Below are 22,642 nucleotides of genomic sequence, written 5' to 3'. Positions count from 1 at the left end.
GACGCGGTCGGACGCGGCGCGACGGCGCTGGTCGGAGGTTTCGGCGTCCGGCGGGGATCATCGGCGAACCGATCGCGCCGCGGCCATCACCCGCTCGGTTCCGGGGGCACCGGTCGCGATGCGCAGACCGAGGCGACGGACCGCGTCCTCGAACCCGCGTTGCCGGTCCAGCGCGCGGGCCCGCAACGCGGTGTACGACTCACCGTGTTCCGGAGTGACTCGTACTGACAGTTCGAGCAGATCGAGGTCGGCGATCCGCCATCGTTGGGCGTCGACCGCCAGATCCCCCACGCGCAGGTTGCTCCATTGTGTGGACGCGATCGGTCCCATGGCCACGAGGCGGTCGACCGCGACGCCGGGTGGTGTGCAACCGATCAGGAACCGGCGCTGTGCGGGGGCGAGGTCCGCGGTGACGTCGGTGCCGAGCACGGTGGCGTCGTGTAGCGCTCCGGCCGGTCGCTCGCTGACCACGGAGGCCGACAGTTCACGACCTTCGCCGTTCCAGTTCTCTTCGACGCGATATCGCAGCGCGACATCGGTGAAGGGCGCGCTCCAACTGCCGAGCAGTTGCTCGGGTACGCAGGGGCACAGTGTGACGGTGAGATCGTCGCTCGATCCGCTCCGCAACCGGATGATGATCCCGTTCGACAGCAGAGTCGACGTCGCGCCACCGTCGGGCCGGGGTTCGGCGAACCAGACGCGGCGGTCGATCATGGGACGACCCGTGGTTTCCAGTCGGGTCAACGCGGCCGCGACGTCACCGTCGAGGTCGACCTCGATGTCGATGGGACTGATCACCCGAGCACCTTTCCCGCGTTCCACCCCCGCAGCGCCGTCGAAGACAGCGTTGTCCGGATCGGGTGGTTCGGCGCGCGTACCGCGCTACCCGATTGCTCGGATCGGCACTCCTCGCCACCGTCTGACCGGTGATACCGGCCGTGACCGCTCGGCTGCTCGGGCCGGACGGGTGACCCAGCGGAGTCGTCGACCTCGAGCAGTCCGCGACTCCGCCTCGACGATCGGGGTGTGGAGTAGCCGACTACTCGTGACGGGCACGGCACCACGTCGAAGACTGGGAGCCGATTCGATTTCGGGCACGTCAGAGCCCGTGCCAGCCACCCGGAGGTATTTCATGGTCAGCACAGAATCGACGCATCCACCGCGCGTGACCACCCCGCGGCCACCACCGCGCCGCCTGTCGCCCGTCACCCGCGTGCTGGTCGCCGCCGCCGAGGCGATCGATCGCGGGATCGGCTGGTTCCGACTGCCGACCCCGGCGGGTTTGGCCGTCCTCGTCGGTCTGCGCAGCCGACTGCGCGCGGACAATCTCTTCGACACCGGATCACACCCGGACGGACCGCTGTCGCCGGACGAGTCTCCCGCGGGCGCGAACCCGCGGGCGCGAACCATCGACGGCACCTACAACAGTCTCACCGATCCGCGCGCGGGCTCGGTCGGTTGCCGGTTCGGGCGCAACGTCGCCCTGGAACACACCTACCCGGAGGATTCCGACCGGATATTGGAACCCAATCCGCGCCGGATCAGTCGGGAGCTGTTGACCCGTGGACAGTTCCAGCCCGCCACGACCTTGAATCTGTTGGCGGCGGCCTGGATCCAATTCGAGGTTCACGACTGGGTCAGTCACGGGGACACCGACACCGAACCGTGGCGCGTGCCGGTGGCCGATCGGGATCCGTGGCCGGACCCGCCGATGACGATCCTACGCACCCCCACCCTGTCCAGCCCCGAGCCCGGCGGCCCACCGACCTATACGACGCGCGAGTCCCACTGGTGGGACGCCTCCCAGATCTACGGCAGCACACCGAAATTCGCCGAAGCGCTGCGGACGGGAAAGCGGGGCCGACTCGAGGTCGACCTTCTGGGGCTGCCGCCGCTGGATGTCGAGGGCCTGATGGATCTGTCCAGTACGGCGGCCAACGCCTGGGTCGGTCTCGCGCTGCTGCACTCGCTGTTCATGCGCGAGCACAACGCGATCTGCGAGCGCCTCGCCCGCCGCTACCCGGATATGGACGACGACCGGCTCTACGACACCGCCCGCCTGGTGAATTCGGCGTTGCTCGCCAAGATCCACACCATCGACTGGACGCCCGCGATCATCGCCCATCCCACCACCGTCGCCGCCATGCGCGCCAACTGGTTCGGTGTGCTGGGGGAGCGGATCGCGCGCCGGTTCGGGCGGATCAGCGGCAACGAAGTCCTGTGCGGCATCCCCGGCTCCGTTGTCGAGGACCATGGGGTCCCGTACTCGTTGACCGAGGAGTTCGTGGCGGTGTATCGGATGCATCCGCTGATCCCGGACGAGTTCGCGGTGCGCAGTCTCGCCGACGACAGTGTCGTCGCCGAGCACACCCTGCCCGATCTGGGGATCGCTCACATCCGGGAACGCCTGGCCGAGACCTCGATGGACGCCCTGCTCTACTCGTTCGGTCGCGCCAACCCCGGCGCGCTGACCCTGCACAACTATCCGATCCATCTCCAGAAACTCGAACGCCCCGGCCATCCGGTGATGGATCTGGCGACCGTCGACATCCTGCGTGTGCGGGAACGAGGAGTGCCGCGCTACAACGAGTTCCGTCGACAGATGCGCCTGGCACCGGCCGCCTCCTTCGAGAAGTTGACCGACAACCCGGTGTGGGCGCGCGAACTCGCGCAGGTCTACCGCGACGTGGAGGACGTCGACCTCATGGTCGGGCTCTACGCCGAACCCAAACCGCCCGGATTCGGTTTCAGCGATACCGCGTTCCGGGTGTTCGTGCTCATGGCGTCGCGTCGACTGTCGGCCGACCGGTTCTTCACCACCGACTTCCGTCCCGAGGTCTACACCGAGGCCGGTATGGCCTGGGTCCGTGACAACTCCATGCGCAGCGTGCTGCTGCGTCATTTCCCCACCTTGGCGCCCGCTCTCGACGGCGTCGCCAACCCGTTCGCTCCGTGGCGGAGCGTCGCTCCCCGACACGGCACAGTCTCGCGACACAGCACAGGTCCGCGACACAGCACCGCCTCTCGGCGGGAGTAGGAAAGGAAGCGACCACGATGACCGATCTCGTTGCACCGCACACGACCGAGCAGGCCTACCTGCGCTACCGCGACGACCTCGAACACCCACGTCCCGACGAAGAAGACGATATCGACAAGATCATCACGGTACTGCGTTCCAACCTCGAAAAGGCCTACCGCACATACAAACACGGCCTGCGTGACGCGCACGCCAAAAGTCACGGGATCCTGCGCGGCGAACTCACCGTCCACGCGAACCTGCCATCCGAACTCGCCCAGGGGCTGTTCGCCGCCCCCGCCACCTATCCGGTCGTCGCCAGGCTGTCCAGTACCTCGGGTGTGATCCGCAGCGATCAGCTGCGCGGCGTGCGGGGGCTGGGAATCAAGGTCATCGGCGTGGACGGCCCGCGCATACTGCCCGACGACAGCGCGAGCACCCAGGACTTCATCATGGTCACCCACCGTGAATTCCTCTTCGCCGACGCCCACGCCTACCTCACCCGGGGAATGCCGACCGCGTGGGTGCTGGCCCGGCTGCCCGACGCCGTCCTGCAAACGGGCAGCACCGTCCTGTCCGCGCTCGACGCGCACGTGCTGCGGCGCATCGGACGTCCGGTTCCACCCAACCTGGGCGTATTCATCCGGCCCAACACCCACATCCTGGGCGAGACCTTCTACTCCTCGGCGCCCCTGCGCTACGGCGACCACGTCGCGAAAATCCTCTACACCCCGGTCTCACCGGAGGTGAGCGCGCTCGCGGGCACACCGGTCGGCAACGACGCGGGCATCAACGCCCACCAGGACATGATCGTCGACTTCTTCGCCGAGCACAGCGCCGAATACGAGTTGCGCGTGCAGTTGTGCACCGATCCCGAGACGATGCCGATCGAGGACGCCACCGTCGCGTGGCCGGAAGCCGATTCACCGCACCGCCCGGTGGCGACCATCCGCTTCGACCGCCAGGACCCCTACACGCCCGAGCGGCGAGCTTTCGGCGACGACGTGCTGTCCTTCAATTCCTGGCGCGGGCTGGAATCCCATCGGCCGCTGGGATCGATCAACCGACTCAAGAAACGCGTCTACGAGGCGTCGAGCAACTACCGTCACCACGTCAACAACGCCCCCCGCGTCGAACCCACCGCCGACCGACTTCCCCGATGACCACCGCGCCGCCGTTGCCCCCACCGCCGTCCTCGGCGGCGATGGTCGGGGCAGACCCCACCGTAGGCCGTTTACCTGCGCAAACCCATCCCGGAGTGGGCGCGCGAGAACTAGAATTACTACTCATGGGGGACCGCTGGCAGCTCCTCGATCGCCCCGCCGAATACCGAGCCGTTCGCACCGCGTTGACGAACAGCGAGGGCGGCGGTGCCGTACTCGTCGGCGCCGCCGGGATCGGCAAGACCACCCTGTCCAAACTCGTGACCTCGACCTTGGATGCCCCGGTGCGGTGGGTGGCCTGCACCGAGTCGTCCCAGGCGATTCCGCTCGGCGTATTCGCCCCGTGGATCGCCCCGACCGCCTCCCGCGACCCCATCGCGCTCCTCGGCTCGGCCAGGGAGAACCTGCTCGCCGAACCCCGCACCGTGATCGGTGTCGACGACGCGTATCTGCTCGACAAACTCTCCGCGACGCTGCTGCACCAGATCGCCGTCGACCGCGCCGCCCCCATCGTGGCCACGGTCCGCACGGGCGAACCGGTCCCCGACGCGGTCACCTGCCTGTGGAAGGACGGCTATCTCGAACGCGTCGAACTGCGACCGCTGACCAAACAGCAGTGCGTCGCTCTCGTCGAAACCGTCCTGGACGGCACCCTGGAAGGGCTCAGCGCCGACGTCATGTGGGAGTCGTCGGTCGGGAACCCCCTGTTCCTGCGGAATATGGTCGAGGGCGCCGTCGAGGCGGGCACCCTGACCGAAGTCGACGGGGTGTGGCAACTGCGCGGTCCGACCGCGGTGCCTTCGGGACTGGTCTCGCTGCTCGAGTGCAGGCTGGCCCGGTTCGGCGAGCCGGTCATGGACACATTGAAGATGCTGGCCCTCTACGAGCCGCTCGACATCGACGTCCTCGCGGATCTCGTCGGCGAGGACGCGGTGGATGCCGCCGAGATCTCCGGCCTGATTCGCACCAGCAGCGACGGCCGCTCCGTCAGCGCCTGCTTCAGTCATCCACTGCTCGGTGACGTGGTGCGCCGCCGGATCGGCACCGCGGCGGCCCGCAAGCGGCGCGGCCGGATCGTGGAGATGCTGCGCGACCAGGATCTGAGCACCGCCTCGCACCGCATCAGACTCGCTCAATTGTGTGTGGACAGCGGCCAGGCCATCGACAACGACCTGTTGATCACCGCCGCCAAAGACGCTGTCGCCCTGTCGAATCTGCCGCTGGGCGAACGCCTGGCCCGGGCCGCGTTCGAGCGTGGCGGTGGGCTGTCCGCGGCCGAAGTGCTCTGCCGCGCCGTGCTCTGGCAGGGCCGTCCCCAGGAAGCCGACGACATCCTGGCCGATTTCGACCCCGACCGCCTCGATCAACTGGAACTCGTCCAGTGGGGTATTCCCCGGGCGAGCGTGCTGTTCTGGAGTATGGGCGATGTCGTACGCGGCCACGAGATCATGGCCCTGCTCGGCGATCGCGTCGAGCATCCCGCGCTGCGCCTGGTCATCGACGCGGCGAACGCGGCCATCGCGGTCCACGAGAACAAGATCACCGCGGGGATCGAAGCCGCCGAACGTGTACTGGCCGAGCCGAGTCCCCCGAAACAGGCGATCGACTGGGCCGCGTTCGCCCTCGGTCTGTCGATGCCGATCGCCGGGCGAGGCGGCGATTTCGCGCCGATCGCGGCCAGGAGCCGGGCCCAGCAGAAGACCACCGACGGCATGATCCGGGATATGGTCCGCTACGGCGACGTGATGGCACTGACCCTCGTCGGCGACCTCGACCTCGCCGAGCAGCGGGCCGCCGAATACAGTGAATTCTCCTCCTGCGCACAGTTTCTGGGCTGGGCGATCGCCAAGATCGGGTGCAGTGCGGTCGCCACCTACCGCGGCCGATTCCGCGAGGCGATCACCTCGTTCGAACAGGCGCTCGCCGCGCTGAACGCCGAATCCGCGCTGCCCTGGAAGCTGCCCGCGCAGTTGCTTCTCGTCCGCGCCTACGCCGCCCTCGGCGACGCGGCCGAGGGCGAACGTATCCTGGCCGAGGCCGACGAACACACCGGACCGCAGCTGGCCCTGCACGAACCGCAACGCATGATCGCCCGCGCCTGGCTCGCGGCGAGTTCCGGAAGTCAGCACCGCGCGGCCGAACTCGCCCGCAAAGCCGCCGATATCGCCCACAGCTCCGGGCAGTACGCGTTGGAAGCCGAGGCGCTGCACCACGCCACCCGATTCGGCGACCGAACGGTGGCCCGACGGCTGGCCGCACTCGTCGGTCGCGCACAGGGGCCGGTGGTGGCGATCTATGCCCGGCACGCCGCCGCTTTCGAACGTTCCGACACCCAGGCGCTCGCGGCGGTCAGCGTCGAGTTCGAGAACATCGGACTACTGCTGTCGGCCGCCGACGCCGCGGCGCAGGCCGTACCGATCCACGACCACGCGGGCAGGCGCCGACTCAGCGCCCAGGCCGCCGCCCGCGCGCTCGATCACGCCGCCCGGTGCGACGGCGCGACCACACCCGCCATCCAGGCCGCCGCCCACCCGCTGCCGATCACCGACCGCGAACGGGAGATCACCGCCCTCATCGCGCGCGGACTGTCCAACCGCGAGATCGCCGAGCGGCTGTGCGTCTCGGTCCGCACCGTCGAAGGACATATCTACCGGGCCTGCACCAAACTCGACGCCGCCGATCGCGACCAGCTCGCCGCGTTGATCTGGGGCGACCTCACCCGGTGATCCGTTTCACCCCGGCGAACGCGCGACTCCGGTCGACGGAATTCGAGTGGTCCGTTACTCGCGACCCGCGCAGGAAACGCGACCACGCTGAGAACACCATCCACAATTCTCCGGCGAGGTGACCTCATGGAAATCGACAGCGAAATACGGACGACCGCGCGGTGTGACCAGGTGAACGCCGCAGCTCGACGATTCGCCGACAGTGCCGGGCGACGCGACGAAGTGGCCCGTCGACGTCGGGCGACCGATTCCGATGTCGTCGATACCGAAGAACAGATCATCGCCCGCGCCGATCGCCTCCTCGTCAGCGGTGAAGTACCCGCGCAGGCCGTGATCGAACTGGGCGGGCAGGACCCGGTCGGCAGTATCCGCTCGCTGGAACGCGTGATCGGCTTCGCCAACGAACTCCAGGCCGTCAACTTCCTGGCCCGAGGCAGCCGCGCCGCCGCCGCCGTCGCGCGGATCTCGCTGGTCGACAAAGGCCGCGAGATACCGATGGGCACCGGGTCGATGGTGTCACCGCAACTGTTGCTCACCAACAACCACGTCCTGCCCACGCCCGCGGACGCCGAGTCGGTCGTGGTCGAATTCTCGGCCGAAGCGGGCCTCGACAACGTGCCGAACACGACGGTGCGCCATCGGCTCGCACCCGACGATTTCTTCGTCACCTCCGAACATCTCGACTACACGCTGGTACGAGTCGCCTCGAGCCCGGACGGTGACGCCCCCGGGACGGTGTTCGGCTGGAGTCCGTTGATCGCCGACTCGGGCAAGATCGTGATCGGCGAGGCGATGAATGTCATCGGTCATCCGATGGGCAGGCTCAAGGAGATCTCTATTCGAGACAACCGGCTCGATCTGCAACTCGACGATTTCCTGCATTACACCTCCGACACCGAGCCGGGAAATTCGGGCTCGCCGGTTTTCAACGATCAATGGGAGATCGTCGCGCTGCACCACTCGGGCGTTCCGAAGAAGGACGACAACGGTCGGTTGCTGCGCAAGGACGGCAAGCAATGGCAACCCGGCGACGGTGAGGACACCGTCGACTGGGTCGCCAACGAAGGCGTCCGGGTGAGCGTGCTGCTCCGCGATCTGGGGTCCAGGCGGTTCGATCCCGCGCAGCGGAAACTGCTCGACGAACTCGGACCCACCGCGAAATTGTCGTCCGAGTCCGCCGCGGCCGGACCCGAATCCACGGCACTGCCGCATCTTTCGATCACCGAGAGCGTCGTGCGCGGCGCGCCGGGCAGGCCGAGTGCGTTCGGCGGCCGGCGCAGTGTGATGTTCCTGCACGGTCGAGGGCAGCAAGAGCGCGTTCCGGCCGATCTGCGGCGCATGTGGGCCGCCGGATTGAACAAGGGACTGACGCTGGCGGAGCTGAGTCCGGTCGATCCCGCCGACGTGTATTTCCCCTACTACGGTGACCAGCTCATCGCGAGCATGAGCGCGTCCGAATCGATCGTCGACACCGGGTCCGGGCTCTACGAGAGCCTGGTCGAGGAGGCGGCGCACCGCGCGGGCATGCCGAGCACCGCCGACGTGCCCGTCGCTGAGGAAGGTTTCGGCACCGTCGTGCTCGGCCGGGTCCGCGATCAGCTCGGCTGGATCGCCGCGCGCAGCCGCCTCGACTCCGTGCTGATCGGGGCTCTCTTCGAGGATGTCGCCGCCTATCTCGACGACGAGCAGGTCAGGAAGAGCGTGTTGGACACCGTGCTCACCGAGGTGCCGACCCGGGGCGAACTCATCCTCGTCAGCCACAGTCTCGGCACCGTGGTCGCCTTGGATCTGCTCACCCAGCTGCCGCGCGAGGTGGAGGTGAGTCTGCTGGTCACCGCGGGCAGCCCGCTCGGCATGGACGCGGTCCATCGCAAACTCCTCATCGGCGGCCCGAACAGGCCCGAGCGCGTGGGGGAGTGGCTCAATACCTGGTACGCAGGCGATCCCGTCGCCATCGGCTGCCCACTGCGCCCGACCTGGGGACCCGGTCTCCGGGACCTGCCCGTCGAGAACCCCGAGGAGCGCGCGCACGATATCGACGAATACCTCGCGCATCCGGAGGTGGCAGCGGTCATCGGACGAAAACTGTCCGCCTGAACGAACATCCAGCGCCGATTTCGAGTAGTGCCTTACCCGCGTTCCGGACGGACGGTCGCGCAAGAGTTCTCGTAGCGCCATCGCGCACGGCGAACCGATCGCCTCCGTATCGGACGACAGGAATCTCATGAACAACGATGTGAAATTACAAGGGCACACGCCGGTTTCGAGCGCCGGACCCCTCGTCGAGGTAATCGAACAATCGCCGGGCACCGGGACCGGCCCCGGCATCGCCTCGGTCGCGGGCGATATCGAGGATATCGAGGGGTATGTCCTGTCCGGTGGCCGCGCCGACGCCGAATCCGCCGATCTCGCAGAGCTTTCCGGACTGCCCGATGTCGCCTGGGCCTCCTACCGCGCGCCCGAGGTACCGGTCGAGGAGAGCATCATCGGCATCGACGACCGCGTGCAGGTGACGGCCACCGCCGACTATCCGTGGCGCGTCCACGCCTCGCTGCTGATCACCGCGGCGGACGGCTCACGCTGGGTCGGCACCGGCTGGTTCCTCGGCCCGCACACCCTCGGCACCGCCGGGCACGTGGTCTTCATCAAGAACAGCGGCGTCCCCGGCCGTGACGGCTGGGTGCGATCGATCCAGGTGATCCCGGGACGCAACGGCGCGCAGCAGCCGTTCGGCTCGGTCCTCGCCTCGGGCGGCGCGTTCCGCTCGGTGACCGGCTGGACCGTCAACGGGGATCAGAACTTCGACTACGGCGCCATCGTGCTGCCGACCGACCTCGGCAATACGACGGGATGGCTCGGTTTCGGCGTGTACAACGACGCGACCCTGCTGGCCAGCACGGCCAATATCGCCGGATACCCGGCGGACAAGCCCGCGGGTACCCAGTGGTACCACGGTGCCCGGGTGACGGCGGTCAACGCCCAGAAGGTCTTCTACGAAACCGATACGATCGGCGGCCAGAGCGGCAGCGCGGCGTATCGCCTCGTCGACGGGCAGCGGATGGCGTTCGCGGTCCACGCCTACGGCGGCTCGACCGCCAACTCCGGAACCCGGATCGACACGTCGGTGTTCGACAACCTGCTCGCCTGGCGGGCATGACTCCCGCCCTCATTCGGGGCGTGGTCGACTCGCCGGTCGGACCGGTCGCTTTCGCGTCGGTCTACCTCGAGTCCGCGCCCGCGCCCGTTCCGGATGTGGCCGCGATGACCGACGAGGACGGCGGATTCGTCCTCGCCGGGGTCGGGCCCGGCCGATACCGGATCGGGGTCAACGCCCCCGGCTACGACCCGCGCCACGTCGAATTCGTCCTCGGCGTCGATGACCTCTTCCTGCGCGTGCGAGTCCAATGAAATCCCCTTCTCAGCAAAGGATTACGACAGTGAACAGAAACAACGACGTGCTGGCGCACGAACGGGTGAGTCCGGTCGAGGCGCCACTGCAACGCGAAACGAGTAATGCCGAACTGATCCAGGTCGACGCGCTGATCCGGGCGACCGAAGCCAGGCGCGCCTTCGGCGTGGCCGGGCGGCGCACCACGGTCGCCGTGCTCGACACCGGACTGCGCACGACCCACCGCGATTTCGCGGGCCGAGTTCGCGCGAGCCGCAATTTCACCGCCGACAACGGCGGCGACCCCGACGACGCCACCGACGGCCAAGGCCACGGCACCAACGTCGGCGGCATCATCTGCGCGGGAGACCTGCACATCGGCATGGCACCCGAAGCGGGCATAGTCCCGGTCAAGGTGCTCGACGATGCGGGCAGTGGATCGTTCACCGCCATCCTCGACGCCCTGCGGTGGGTATTCGACCAGCGGGCCGCGCTCGGCATCACCGCGGTGTGCATGTCGTTGGGAGCCTCCGACAACAGGACCACCGACACCGATCTGGCCGGTGACGCCATCGGCCGCGCGATGGCGGACCTCACCGCGGCCGGAGTGGTCTGCTGCGTCGCGGCGGGCAACGACTTCTTCGCCCACGACAGCGCCCAGGGCATGAGCTATCCGGCGATCTTCCGCGAGACCCTCAGCGTCGGAGCGGTATACGACTCCGACGTCGGACCGTTCTCCTACGAGTCCGGCGCGCGGGTCACCGAAAGCGGCCCGGACCGGATCACGCCGTTCTCGCAGCGACTGCACGAGAGCGTCGGCGGAGCGTGCGCCACCGATATCTTCGCCCCCGGCGCGCCGACCACGTCGTCGGGAATCGCCAGTGACACCGGCGAATCCGTCCAACACGGCACCAGCCAGGCCACACCGGTCGTCGCGGGCGTCGTGCTGCTGCTCCAGGATCTGCATCTGAAGGTCACCGGGACACCGCCGAGTGCGGCGGATGTGCGCCGCTGGCTGCTGGCGGGCGCGGTGTCGATCAACGACGGTGACGACGAACGCGACAATGTCCGCAACACCGGATTGGACTTTCCCCGGATCAGTGCGGTGGGCGCGTTGGACGCCTGTGCCCGCGATATCGGTGCGGAGGTCGGTGGAGTGGTGGTCGCCGCCGCGACGAAATAGCGCCCGGGGGCGATCGGCGCGACCCCTCAGCGGTGGAGGGCGAAACCCCGGTAGCCGGTCGCCGTTTCGCCCGCGCCCGTCGGAGCAGACCTAGGATTACGGGGAACCAGAGCAGCGCGACCACCATCAGCGTGAGCGCGTGCCAGGGCAGTCGCCACCACCACGGCGCGGCCGGGGAGAACGTGGTCGTCGAGTCGGCGGACGGCGCGGCGAAAGACCAGGCGAGGAAGCTGTCGCCGATGGGCAGGACGCCGAACGCGTAGCGTTTCGAGTCCCCGAGAGTGACCGGCATGCCGAGGCTTTCGCCGAGGCCGGTGAGTGGACCGGACAGGGATCGGTCGCCGTTCGCCCTGGCCGCGCCGAGGCCGACCACCGTGGCCGAGGCGCTGATGCCCAGGAGCAGTGGTCCGGAGTCCACGTCGCCCGCGCCGTCGCGACCACGCGGGTACTCCCGCACTCCCGGGAGACCGAGCGGGGTATCGATGAACAGTCGGCGGAATACGCTGTACTGCTGTGCCGCCCATGCCGCGTCGATCTCGGGCAGGAACCGCTGGATGATCGACTGCGACGAGCCGCGCGCACCCTCCTGCGTGGGTGCTGCCATATGCGGTAGCAGACCCGTCGCCGGGTCGAGTCGGGCACGCGCGGAGGTGAGCCATCGCGTGATGACCGCGTCGAAACGTGATCCGACGATTCGATCGTGCAACCGCAGCGCGGCCATGGCTACGACATTGTCGACCGGCCAGGCCTGGCCCGGATAGGCCGTGAGGAACGGCCCGTCGGTATCGAATGCCGCCGCGAGCGCCTCGCAGTCCGCGGTGAATCGCGCGGTCTCCGGTGCGGTCGCCCCGGCGAGTTCGATGACGGCTCCGCGCAACCGACTGGACCATCCGACGTAGAAGACCCCGTACGCCGGGCGGAGCCGCGCGTCGAAAACCGCCCGCCCGGTGGGAGAGTCGACATGTCGCAGCGCCCAGCGCGCTTCCCGCAGCGCCTCGTCCCGATAGGTCGGGTCGCCGCGCGCGATATCGGTCCACGTCAATCCGTAGAGGACGTAGGAGAAGACGTACCCCTCGGGGAACATGCCCTGCATCTCCTCGGCCGAGCCGGAATCCAGTTCCGCACGGATGAAGCGCAACTGGGCGACCACATCGGTGCGCGGCAGATCGTCCCGGTACATCCGAACCTGCGGGACGAGGAGCAGCAGTGTGAGCAGCGCCGCGGCGGCGATGTACATCGCTCTCGAGGCGGTTCGCAAGGAGATCACCTGTCGACCCTAGGGATTCCTCGACACGCGAGCCGTGTTCGGGTCGCGACGGCGGTGTGCGCGATAGATTGACCACCGTCCGTGTTGAACATGAATTTCGTTATTGACCTCGGAGAGGAGTGTGCGGCGATGAAAATCGCCTTCGTCGGCAAGGGGGGTAGCGGTAAGACGACGCTGTCCTCGCTGTTCATTCGCCATCTGGTCGAGCAGGGCTCGCCCGTCCTGGCAATCGACGCCGATATCAATCAGCACCTGGCCGCGGCCCTCGGGGCCGAGGAAGAGGAGTCGCTGACACTGCCGACCCTGGGGGAGCAGTTGCCCCTGATCAAAGAGTATCTGCGAGGCGACAATCCGCGGATCGCCTCGGCGGAGGCGATGATCAAGACCACCCCGGCGGGCGCGGGTTCCCGGTTGATCGGCGTCGTGGCGGACAATCCGATCTACCGCGCCTGCGTGCGCGAGGTCGGGGGAGCCAGGCTCATGGTGACCGGTCCCTTCGCCGAGGACGATCTGGGTGTGGCCTGCTATCACTCGAAGGTCGGCGCGGCCGAACTACTGCTCAATCACATGATCGACCGAGCCGGGGAGTACGTGGTCGTCGACATGACGGCGGGCGCGGACTCGTTCGCCTCCGGGCTGTTCACGCGTTTCGACCTGACCGCGCTGGTCTGCGAACCGACGGTGCGCAGCATCGGCGTCTATCGCCAATATCGCGACTACGCCGCAGATTTCGGCATCGATATCGCGGTGGTCGGCAACAAGATCTGCGACGAGGACGATCTGGCGTTCCTTCGTGAACACGTCGGTGAGAACCTGCTGTGCTGGCTGGATCGCTCGACGCACGTGCGCGCCGCCGAACGCGGCGAGGTCCGTCCGGTCGCCGAACTCGAACCAGGTAACCGCCGCGCTCTCGCGACGATCCGCTCGGCCGTCGACGCCATCACGCGCGACTGGGCGGCGTATCAGCGGCACGCGGTCGAGTTCCATATCCGCAACGCCGAAGCGTGGGCGGGTGTCGAGTTGATCGATCAGGTCGACCCCGACTTCGTGCCGCGGCCGGACCTCGACCTCGGGTCTGGTCTCGAGGTCGCCGCTCCGCGCTGACCGTGCCGGTGGTGCTGCCGAACACGACCGGTGTCGCTGGACATTCCGCGCCGATACCCGAATGCTGTTCATGCGCCGGGATACCGCCGTGTATACCGATTCGGCAGCAGACCTGAAGGAGCAGCCTCGATGACGATCCGTCGTACCCGAATCCACGCCACCGCGATCGTGCTCGGGGTCGCGCTGTCCGCGACACTCGGCCTGACTTCCTGTAGCAAGTCCGAACGCTGGTGCGAACTCGACCGCGGCGACGTCCTCGTCGAGAACTATCACTGCGAACAGAACCAGGCGGGCTACGAGTGGGAGCCCGACCACGACAAGCCGAAGGTCAAGAAGAAGCCGAACAAGGCGAAGAAGCACTAGAACCGGCCGATGCGGTCCTGACTGTCGCCGATCGGGCGTCGGATATACTGTATGTATTACAGTAGAATTATCCGCACAGTTCGAAAGGGATCGGATGGATGTCCGTGTCGGCGCACGCGCGCGAGCGGCCACGACCGTGGCGATCCCCTCTACCCGAGGAGCGCGATCATGAGTCGAGCCGAGGAATCTTTCCGGGATGCGCCGATCTTCGACGCTGATCAGCACATGTACGAGACGCCGGAGGCGTTGACGAGGTTTCTGCCCGAGGAGTATTCGCGTGCGGTGCAGTTCGCGCAGATCGGTCGCCAGACCCGGATCGTGATCAACAACAAGGTCACCGATTTCATCCCGAATCCGACCTTCGAACGGGTCGCGGCCCCGGGCGCGCACGAGAAGTTCTTCGCGGGGCTCAACACCGAGGGGCTGACGCTGCGGGAGATGCAGGGACCGGCGATCGAGGCTCCGCCCTCGACCCGGAACCCGGCGGACCGGGTCGCCGAACTGGATCGTCAAGGGGTGGTCGAGGCGCTCAACTACCCGACCCTGGCGAGTCTGGTCGAGCATTCGGCCGCCGACGACCCGCAGTTGACCCTGGCGATCATCCACGCGCTGAACCAGTGGATGGTCGAGCACTGGTCCTACAACTACGAAGATCGGGTCTTCTCGACGCCGATCATCAACCTGTCCGAGGTCGACGCCGCCCAGCGCGAACTGGCCTACATCCTCGACCACGGCGCGAAGGCCGCCCTGATCAAGCCGGGTCCGGTCAACGGGTTGCACGGGTGGCGTTCACCGGCGCTGCCGGAATTCGATCCGTTCTGGCGTGATGTCGAATCCGCCGGTCTGCCGATCGTGCTGCACGCCAGCTATCCGCCGCTCGATGATTACATCGCCAAGTGGGAGCCGCCGCATACGGCGAATTTCATGGCGCAGAGCCCGTTCCGCTGGATGGCGCTCGGGCATCGCGAGATCGCCGACATGATCACCAGCCTGATCTGCCACGGCACGTTGACCCGCTTCCCGAACCTGCGGATCGCCAGCGTCGAGAACGGCAGCGGTTGGATCTATCCGCTGTTCCACGATTTCGCGGATCTGTACAAGAAGATGCCGCAGAACTTCCCGGAGCATCCCCACGAGGTGTTCCGCCGCAATATCTGGGTGAGCCCGTTCTGGGAGGGTTGCGTGGCCGACGTCGTCGATACCGTCGGCTGGGACAAGGTCCTGTTCGGGTCGGATTTCCCGCATCCGGAAGGACTGGCCGAGCCGAAGGGGTTCTGGAAATACGCCGAGGGGATGGACGTTCGGCGTACCTACGATTTCATGGGCGACAACGCGCGCCGTTTCCTGGGGTTGCCCATCGCAAACCCCGATCCCGCCGCGCTCGAGAGCGGGAGTCCCATCCACGCCGCCTGACCCGCCACGGGCCTATTCGGGCCGCGTCGCGCTCGCGTCCTCGGCGTCGAAGTCCTGGAGAGCGCGCCGCAGCAGTTTGCCGGTCGCGTTACGCGGCAGTTCGTCGAGGAAGATCACATCGCGGGGAACCTTGTGCCGGGCGAGGTTCGCCTTGACGTGATCCCTGATCTCACTCGGGTCGCCCTCGGCGCCGTCGGCGAGTACGACGAAGGCGCGCAATCGTTTCCCGAAATCGCGATCGTCGACGCCGACGACGGCCGCCTCGAGCACGTCGGGTCGGGCGACGAGCAGATTCTCCACTTCGAGCGGGTACACGTTCTCGCCGCCGGACACGATCATGTCGTCGTCGCGACCGTCGATGAAAAGCCTTCCCTCGGCGTCGAAATGGCCGACGTCACCGCTGGAGAGCAATCCGTCGACGGATTCCTTGTGCCTGCCGTCGGTATAACCGGCGAAGCTGAGTCCGCTGGAGACGAAGATCGTGCCCACGACACCGGGTGTCGTGATCCTGTCGCGCTGTTCGTCGTAGATCGCGACGCGGCAGCCGACCGGCGGACGGCCGACCGTTCCCGGTGCCAGCCGCATATCCTCGGGCGTCGCGACGGCGGCGACGGCCACTTCGGTGGAGGCATAGAGGTTGTAGAGCACTTCGCCGAACGTCTCGGCCGTGCGGCGGCTCAGGTCCGGCGAGATCGACGATCCGGCGGCGAAGATCACCCGCAGCGACGAGGTGTCGTATCTCGCCAGTACCTCCGGGCCGAGGTCGATGATCCGTTGCAGCATGGTCGGGACCACCACGAGGGTCTCCGCGCGGTGTTCGGCCACATCGGCCAACGTCCGGACCGGGTCGAATCTGCGTTGCTCGAACACGATCCTGTTGCCGAGCGCCCACCCGAGGGTGAGCTGCGACAGACCGGTGCCGTGGAAGATCGGCGCGGCCATCACCAGGGTGCCGCCGCGTGGAAGCGGCACCCGATCGAGGAATTGTGCCGATTGCAGCGGCGAAACCTTGTCCCGTGGAGCCCCTTTCGGGGTGCCGGTGGTCCCGCTGGTGAGGATGACGAGGCCGCCGGGCTGCGCCGGGGCGGGCAGCGGGTCGGTCGAATTCGCCGCGATCAGTGCGTCGATGACCGCCGCTCCCTCCGGGACGTCGCCGTCGACCCAGGTGAGTACGCGCGGTGTCCCGGTCCCGATCGCACCGAGCAGTGCGGTGAACTCGCTGTCGTGCATGATCGCGCCGACCTTCTCGCGTTCGGCGACGGCGGCGAGTTGTGGTCCGGCGAATCCGGTGTTCATCAGCAGCACTCGCGCGCCGAGTTTGCCTGCGGCGAGCAGGGTGAGCACCATGCCCCGATGGTCACGGCACAGCGCCGCGATCACCGTTCCCGGACCGATCCCGGTGGCGGCGAGACCGCGGGCGAGCGCGTTGGACTGCCGGTCGAGTTCGCCGAAGGTGAGCGGTCCGCGTTCGTCCACGATCGCCTCGGCGGCGGGGTCGAGGCGCGTCGAATGGGCGAGCACCGTGACGAAAGGCCCGTAGACGGCGGAATCGCGCATCGTCCTGATCATCTCGCCGGGATGACGCCAGTCGAACATCCCGCGTCTACTCAGGACTCCGACCGCCGACATCGCGTCGGTGACCGGTCGCAGCGCCGTTCGTGGGGACCGAAGTTCCGCCTTCACACAACACCTCCGTGATCGATCGGCGGCCCGGAGTGCGCCGGGGTCCGACTGCCCGAGAGCTTAGCGCAAGAAAGAATCCCTATTCACTTATTGCCGAGAGGTGCTTGCCCCGAGTCGTCGGTAGTGAGAGGATGATAGAGAATTTATCTCATCAATCGTCGGAGTGTGCGATGACGCGATCGACCCGAACCACCCCGGCCCCGGACGGATCGGACGCACCGCCGGCGCTGCGGAGGCGGTATCTCGCGGGCCCCGCCGCGCTGCTCGGCGGCGGCGCGAACGTGATCATGCAGTTGAGCATGGCCCCGGTCGGGCGCGGCGTGGTGGAAAGTACCGTCGACAGCGGTCGATACAGCCTGCATCCCCGTAAACGCGGGCGCACCACGTTGACCTACCTCGCCGTGGCGATCCTGGGTGACGACGAGGACCGCGCGGCGTACCGCGCCGCCACCAACACCTCGCACCGGCACGTGCGTTCGGGGCCGGACAGTCCGGTCGAATACAACGCCTTCGATCCGCGACTGCAATTGTGGGTCGCGGCGTGTATCTATCGGGGCGCTCTCGATTCGCTGACCTACCTGTACGGACGCCTGGACGACGACTTCGCCGACGAGCTCTATCGCGAATCCCGTCGGTTCGGCACCACGTTGCAGATGCGTCCGGAGATGTGGCCCTCCGATCGCGCGGCCTTCGCCGAATACTGGGACGCGCGAATGGTGGAGATCTCCGTCGACGACGAGGTGCGGAGCTACCTGCTCGACCAGGTCGTCGATCTGGCGCCGTACACGCGCCGCGAACGTCTGGCGCTGCGGCGGGTCAATCGATTCTTCACGACGGGCTTTCTCCCGCAACAGTTCCGCGATCTGCTCGGCCTGTCGTGGGGCCCTCGCAGGCAGCGGATCTTCGAACTGACCATGCGGGCGATCGGGGTGGTCCTGCGCGTGCTCCCCGAGCGGGTTCGGCTGTATCCGTTCGAGACCTACCTGCGCGATATGCGCCGCCGCAGGGCGCTGGGAAAACCCCTGGTGTGAACAGCGGTGGAACTCGGCCTCCGAAAGAATTTCGGCTAACTTCCAACGTCGCTATTCGAGATCGCTCAATGTCTTGCCGACATCGGCCAGGGTCATGGGTGAGCCGTAGTCGGTCCGGAACTTGTACAGCGGTATGTTGCACCGGAAAAGGCCGGTGTCGGGTGTGAAATCGGCGGGCCGCCACCCCTCGGTCGTCGCCTGTTCGACGTTGAAACAACTCTTCGGCACGAGTGGATTGGACAGATCGATCCGGCCCTGGAGGCCGCCCGCCGTCCATGACGTCTCCGAGGACGCCGCGTCGTACAGGCATCGGCGGGTGAGGTCGTCACCGCATTCGGCCGCCGACATCGCGAACAGCAGCCACGCCGAGATCGCGCGCAGCTGCGGGAAACTCATCCTGGTGTTGGGCGCGTACTCGTCGAAAATGGCCTTGACCTGGTGGGTCGCGGTGACGGTCTCGGCCTTCTCGAACGGCACGACACCGCCCAGATCCGCGACATTGTTCTGGAAACCGATGGACGCGCCCGCGTCCTCGAGAAATGTGGGGGAGTAGTTGTTGTTGGTCGCGTCGATCCAGTCGGGTCGGTGGCCGAGCGTGGTGAGCGCCTGCTCGAGTTTCGCCAGTTGGCTGGGTTCGCCGTTGAAGACCAGGCCGCGCACACCCCTGTCCTTGATCGTCTGCGCGATCGGCATCCAATTCGTCATGCCGACGATGGGGTGCGGGTCGTCGTAGACGATCGTCGCCCCGAGCGCCTGGAAACTCTCCCTGCCCTTGTCGGCCAGCACCTTCGACACCGGGGAGTCGGCGGTGACGAAACCGATCTTTCCGATCGATGCGGGATAGGCCTCCTTGACCAGCCAGTGCCGGAAGCCGGTGTAGATATCGTGGCGCGGGAGCGCGGTGGGTGAGGCGCTGAACTCCAGATCGGCTCCCACGCTGCGCGGTTGGACCACCTGGGCGGGGAAACTGGGCAGCAGGCAGTTCAGTCGTTCCCGCACCCCGAGCGCGTCCAGTCCGGCCCCGCCGCCGACGATGGCGAAATCCTCGTCGCAGGATCGGAGCATGCGCTGTCGCACTTCGGTGAGGTTGGTGTCGCGGACCGAGACCTCGATCCTGCGCCCCTCTATGCCGCCGCGGGCATTGCACCAGGACGCGAATGCCATTGCCGCGTCGATGAACTCGGGGTTCTTGGTGAATCCGAAGTCGGTGAACACGCCGACACGGATGGTGTCGGCGGTGACTCCCCGGGTGGAGGCGCGCGTCGGGTTTCCGTCCCGGCACACCGGGCCGAGGTAACCGAATTCGCTCGACAGCGTCGAGATCGGCGAATCGTCTTCCGCGAGTCCGGTGTTCGTCGTGCCACAGCCCGCGACCAACAGTGCCGACACCACAAGCACGAGAAGTCTTCGATTCATCCGCGCGGCCCGTTGCTCACACTGCACTTGCTACACCCCGCGCACCCGCGCTCGGAGCGTTTTCGAACAAATTCCCCCACTGGGGAAAAATAGTGTCCGATGATGTCTACCGGACCGACTCCGGTCCTCGGAAGGCTCGGTTCAGGTGGTGCCCGCGCTCCTGCCCGAGGAGATCGTCACCGCCTCGCCGTTGAAGTGGCGTCCACGCTCGGAGGCCAGCAGCAGTGCCACTTCGGCGATCTCGGCGGGATCTATCCAGTCGGAATTGGGTGGACCGGAGGCCACCATCGCCATGATGTCGGCCCTGGTCGGATTGTCCTTCTTCGGCATGAGCTGTCGATAGATGGCGGGGTTGTTGATCATGTCGGTGTCGACCGCGTCCGGCAGCAGTGCGTTGACCGTGATGCCGTAGCCCGCGACTTCGAGCGACAGGGATTTGACCAGGCCGATCACGCCCCACTTGGCCGCGGTGTAGTGGGCCATGTGGCGAACGCCCATCTTGGCCGCGATCGAGGAGGTCGCGATCACCCGGCCCCATCGGCGCTCGATCATGTACGGGACCACGGCGCGCACGCTGTGGAAGACGCCCGTGAGATTGACGTCGATGATGTCCTGCCACATGCGCTCGTCCATCGAGGCGACGGTGCTGTAGGTGGCGATTCCGGCATTGGCGACCAGGATGTCGATGCGACCGAACTCGTCGATCGCCCGCTCGGCGACCGCGTTCATCTGATCCCGGCTGCGAACATCGGCCTTGATCGCGACGCACCGACGACCTGCCTTCTCGACCGATTCGACGGTCGCGGCGAGATCGTCCCCGGTGCCGAGCGGATACGGCACGGTCGCGATCTCCTCGTCGATATCGCATACGACGATGTCCGCGCCCGCGTTCGCCATGGCGATCGCGTGCGCGCGACCCTGCCCCCGCGCCCCGCCGGTGATCACCGCTACGCGGTCGTCGAGTTCTCCCATGCTGAGCTCCTCATCGAGTCGGCCACGTCGCCGCCACGGCCGCGCTCACGAGTTCGTCGGCCGCGCCGGGCGATGCTGGCTGTACGAGCGTATAGCAGGGTGCTCGCCGATGTGGAAAATCCGCGCGCCGATTCTGTTGCGCGGCCGCGGTATGTGGGACACGATCGGCGGATGGGAATGAAACGTGTGTCGGTTCTGACGGGCGCGGTGCTCGCCGCGGCCGGTCTGGGTTCCGGAATGGCCTCGGCCGCACCGCATTCGGCGGATACGCCGCGAGCGGCCGTCGCCAGGGCCTACATCGATGCCCTCGTCTCACACGACGCGAGTGCCGTGCCCTTCGCACCCGACGCGACACGGGTCGAAGCGGGTTTGCAGACCGGATACTCCGGGCCGCAGCTCGCGAACGACCTGAATCACGGCGTGCAGTACCGGGTGATCCAGGGGATTCGGGATCTCACCGTGGACGAGGCCGGTGATGTGGTCACCACCCGATATCTGCTCGATTCCGGCGTCGCGGGTGTCCGGTTGCTGACGGTGGAGATCACCGAGACGTTCGTCATTCCCGACGGGACGATCCACGCCATCACCGCCACCATCGTGCCGACCCTGGGCTGAGTTGAGTCCCCCCGGATATGACAGTGCCTCCCCGCCTGACGGCGGGGAGGCACGTGTGTCGGTACGGATCAGTAGGCGCCGTTGACGTTGTCCATCGAACCGTATCGGTGCGCGGCGTAGTTGCAGGCAGCGGTGATGTTGGCGACCGGATCCCAGATGTCGAAGGGGGTGCCCTCGACGTGGTAGGCCTCGAACGTCGGGTCGATCACCTGGAGCAGGCCCTTGGACGGGATGCCCGCGGCGGCGTTGGAATCCCAGAGGTTGATGGCCTGGGGGTTGCCGCCGGATTCGCGCATCACGTTGCGGTAGATGCCGTCGTAGCTGCCGGGGATGCCGCGCACGGCCATGATGTCGAGGGCGTGGTGGATCCAGCCGTCGAGGTTGTCCGGGTAGACCGGGGCGGGCGGCGCGAGGAACGGCAGCCCGGGTAGCGCGGGCAGCGACGGCAGGCCCGGCAGTTCGGGAAGGCCGGGGATCGGGAAGTCGATCGGGGTCGCGGCGACCGGGGTGACACCCGCCGCAACGCTGTCGTCGGCCTGAGCGGTCACGGCGGAGCTGCCGAGGGCGATGACGCCTGCGGCGGCCACGGCGACGGCGACGCCGCTACGCAGCGACGGGAGACGGAAAGCGGGAAAGCGGGAATCAGGCATGTGCGAATCGGTTCCTTGATCGTGTCCGAAGGTGTTCGAGCCGGGTTCGGGCAGTGCTGATACGCGACGGGAACTCGTCGATATGTCCCGTCCGAATCGGTGGTGCATATGCTGTTTTCGGATTTTGTTGTGAAGCAGGCGGCCTGCGCGCGACGCGGGGGAGGTGCCCGGTCGGTGCCGGGAGGTCCGCCGTCGCGGGGGAGAATGCGATCACGGCTCGTGCCGTCGGATTCTCCGATGACCGCGCTGTGCGAAACGCATCTGCCGTGCGGTCGTTTCCGAATATGTGTGGATTTACTTATCGGTCCAACCGAAGTTCTGATTGTGCTCGACCGGATCTCAGCTTGATCACAAGAGATTAATGCGAGATGAACGGAAGATGAACGGAAAGGATTAGTGATCTTGGAAAGCCCAGGTCATGCCGCATGAACCGGCGCGTATGCTGGGAGTTTGCCGATAAACCTTCTGTGACCGACACCACAGAAATAGAAGTCGAACCGTGATCTTCGGATCGCATTCCGGTAACCGGGCGTCGAGAGAATTCGTCCGGTGACCGCCGAACGCGCGATACCGGTTCGAGTCGAGCGGCGGTCGCCGTCGTGTGCCGGGCTGTCGCGGTCGGTGTCGACCGGAGGGCGGGTATCCGGGGTGA

General features: G+C 67.0%; 18 protein-coding genes. 12 read left to right on the top strand and 6 right to left on the bottom strand.

The genetic code is table 11. The features are described from left to right. Nucleotides 1–57: 57 nt before the first annotated feature. Nucleotides 58–798 (bottom strand): hypothetical protein, encoded by a 741-nt coding sequence (locus JZ792_RS02915; RefSeq protein WP_216906545.1) that lies wholly within the window; start codon nucleotides 796–798, stop codon nucleotides 58–60. Between the two features lie 334 nt (nucleotides 799–1,132). Here JZ792_RS02915 and JZ792_RS02910 point away from each other — a divergent pair, with 334 nt between their 5' ends. The 7 genes from JZ792_RS02910 to JZ792_RS02880 all read left to right on the top strand — a co-directional run bounded on the left by JZ792_RS02910 (nucleotide 1,133) and on the right by JZ792_RS02880 (nucleotide 11,476). Further along, nucleotides 1,133–3,037 (top strand): peroxidase family protein, encoded by a 1,905-nt coding sequence (locus tag JZ792_RS02910; RefSeq protein WP_216906544.1) that lies wholly within the window; start codon nucleotides 1,133–1,135, stop codon nucleotides 3,035–3,037. Nucleotides 3,038–3,054: 17 nt separating this feature from the next. After that, nucleotides 3,055–4,179, top strand: a complete 1,125-nt coding sequence (locus JZ792_RS02905) for a catalase family protein (protein ID WP_216906543.1) — start codon at nucleotides 3,055–3,057, stop codon at nucleotides 4,177–4,179. A 125-nt stretch (nucleotides 4,180–4,304) separates the two neighbouring features. After that, nucleotides 4,305–6,905 (top strand): helix-turn-helix transcriptional regulator, encoded by a 2,601-nt coding sequence (locus JZ792_RS02900; RefSeq protein ID WP_216906542.1) that lies wholly within the window; start codon nucleotides 4,305–4,307, stop codon nucleotides 6,903–6,905. 126 nt (nucleotides 6,906–7,031) lie between these two features. Next, a complete protein-coding gene (locus JZ792_RS02895; protein ID WP_254189181.1) occupies nucleotides 7,032–9,002 on the top strand; it encodes a trypsin-like serine peptidase in 1,971 nt (656 codons plus the stop codon). A gap of 127 nt (nucleotides 9,003–9,129) precedes the next feature. Next, complete coding sequence (locus tag JZ792_RS02890) at nucleotides 9,130–10,062, top strand: trypsin-like serine peptidase (protein WP_216906540.1); 933 nt, start codon at nucleotides 9,130–9,132, stop codon at nucleotides 10,060–10,062. Beyond that, nucleotides 10,059–10,313 carry a carboxypeptidase-like regulatory domain-containing protein gene (locus JZ792_RS02885; RefSeq protein ID WP_216906538.1) on the top strand — a complete coding sequence of 85 codons (255 nt, stop codon included), beginning with the start codon at nucleotides 10,059–10,061 and terminating at the stop codon, nucleotides 10,311–10,313. The genes JZ792_RS02890 and JZ792_RS02885 overlap by 4 nt, the downstream gene beginning before the upstream one ends. A 29-nt stretch (nucleotides 10,314–10,342) precedes the next feature. Next, a complete protein-coding gene (locus JZ792_RS02880; RefSeq protein ID WP_308165117.1) occupies nucleotides 10,343–11,476 on the top strand; it encodes a S8 family peptidase in 1,134 nt (377 codons plus the stop codon). On the opposite strand, the gene JZ792_RS02875 is transcribed toward JZ792_RS02880, so the two are convergent. Next, on the bottom strand, nucleotides 11,391–12,743 hold the full coding sequence (locus JZ792_RS02875) for a hypothetical protein (RefSeq protein ID WP_216906533.1): 1,353 nt from the start codon (nucleotides 12,741–12,743) through the stop codon (nucleotides 11,391–11,393). The genes JZ792_RS02880 and JZ792_RS02875 overlap by 86 nt on opposite strands. Nucleotides 12,744–12,872: 129 nt before the next feature. Here JZ792_RS02875 and JZ792_RS02870 point away from each other — a divergent pair, with 129 nt between their 5' ends. The 3 genes from JZ792_RS02870 (at nucleotide 12,873) to JZ792_RS02860 (ending at nucleotide 15,623) form a co-directional block, all read left to right on the top strand. Next, nucleotides 12,873–13,847, top strand: a complete 975-nt coding sequence (locus JZ792_RS02870) for an ATP-binding protein (protein WP_216906531.1) — start codon at nucleotides 12,873–12,875, stop codon at nucleotides 13,845–13,847. A gap of 129 nt (nucleotides 13,848–13,976) precedes the next feature. After that, on the top strand, nucleotides 13,977–14,210 hold the full coding sequence (locus JZ792_RS02865) for a hypothetical protein (RefSeq protein ID WP_109524067.1): 234 nt from the start codon (nucleotides 13,977–13,979) through the stop codon (nucleotides 14,208–14,210). 168 nt (nucleotides 14,211–14,378) lie between these two features. Further along, on the top strand, nucleotides 14,379–15,623 hold the full coding sequence (locus tag JZ792_RS02860) for an amidohydrolase family protein (protein ID WP_216906529.1): 1,245 nt from the start codon (nucleotides 14,379–14,381) through the stop codon (nucleotides 15,621–15,623). Nucleotides 15,624–15,635: 12 nt separating this feature from the next. Here JZ792_RS02860 and JZ792_RS02855 read toward each other — a convergent pair whose 3' ends face one another. Next, nucleotides 15,636–17,252: an acyl-CoA synthetase gene (locus JZ792_RS02855; RefSeq protein ID WP_216906666.1), complete on the bottom strand. Its 1,617-nt coding sequence runs from the start codon at nucleotides 17,250–17,252 to the stop codon at nucleotides 15,636–15,638. Nucleotides 17,253–17,476: 224 nt separating this feature from the next. Here JZ792_RS02855 and JZ792_RS02850 point away from each other — a divergent pair, with 224 nt between their 5' ends. Further along, a complete protein-coding gene (locus tag JZ792_RS02850) occupies nucleotides 17,477–18,337 on the top strand; it encodes an oxygenase MpaB family protein (RefSeq protein WP_216906527.1) in 861 nt (286 codons plus the stop codon). A 51-nt stretch (nucleotides 18,338–18,388) separates the two neighbouring features. Here the strand turns inward: JZ792_RS02850 and JZ792_RS02845 are convergent, their stop codons facing one another. Together JZ792_RS02845 and JZ792_RS02840 are read right to left on the bottom strand one after the other, a co-directional pair. Beyond that, nucleotides 18,389–19,726: an ABC transporter substrate-binding protein gene (locus JZ792_RS02845; RefSeq protein WP_308165116.1), complete on the bottom strand. Its 1,338-nt coding sequence runs from the start codon at nucleotides 19,724–19,726 to the stop codon at nucleotides 18,389–18,391. Between the two features lie 168 nt (nucleotides 19,727–19,894). Continuing rightward, nucleotides 19,895–20,725 carry a mycofactocin-coupled SDR family oxidoreductase gene (locus JZ792_RS02840; protein ID WP_216906523.1) on the bottom strand — a complete coding sequence of 277 codons (831 nt, stop codon included), beginning with the start codon at nucleotides 20,723–20,725 and terminating at the stop codon, nucleotides 19,895–19,897. 171 nt (nucleotides 20,726–20,896) lie between these two features. On the opposite strand from JZ792_RS02840, the gene JZ792_RS02835 reads away from it, so the two are divergent. After that, nucleotides 20,897–21,340: a DUF8021 domain-containing protein gene (locus tag JZ792_RS02835; protein ID WP_216906521.1), complete on the top strand. Its 444-nt coding sequence runs from the start codon at nucleotides 20,897–20,899 to the stop codon at nucleotides 21,338–21,340. Nucleotides 21,341–21,408: 68 nt separating this feature from the next. Here the strand turns inward: JZ792_RS02835 and JZ792_RS02830 are convergent, their stop codons facing one another. After that, complete coding sequence (locus tag JZ792_RS02830; RefSeq protein ID WP_216906519.1) at nucleotides 21,409–21,990, bottom strand: transglycosylase SLT domain-containing protein; 582 nt, start codon at nucleotides 21,988–21,990, stop codon at nucleotides 21,409–21,411. Nucleotides 21,991–22,642: the final 652 nt, after the last annotated feature.

It is taken from the genome of Nocardia noduli, assembly GCF_019038455.1.
Lineage (GTDB): Bacteria > Actinomycetota > Actinomycetes > Mycobacteriales > Mycobacteriaceae > Nocardia > Nocardia noduli.
This window is presented reverse-complemented; position numbering and strand designations above follow the sequence as displayed.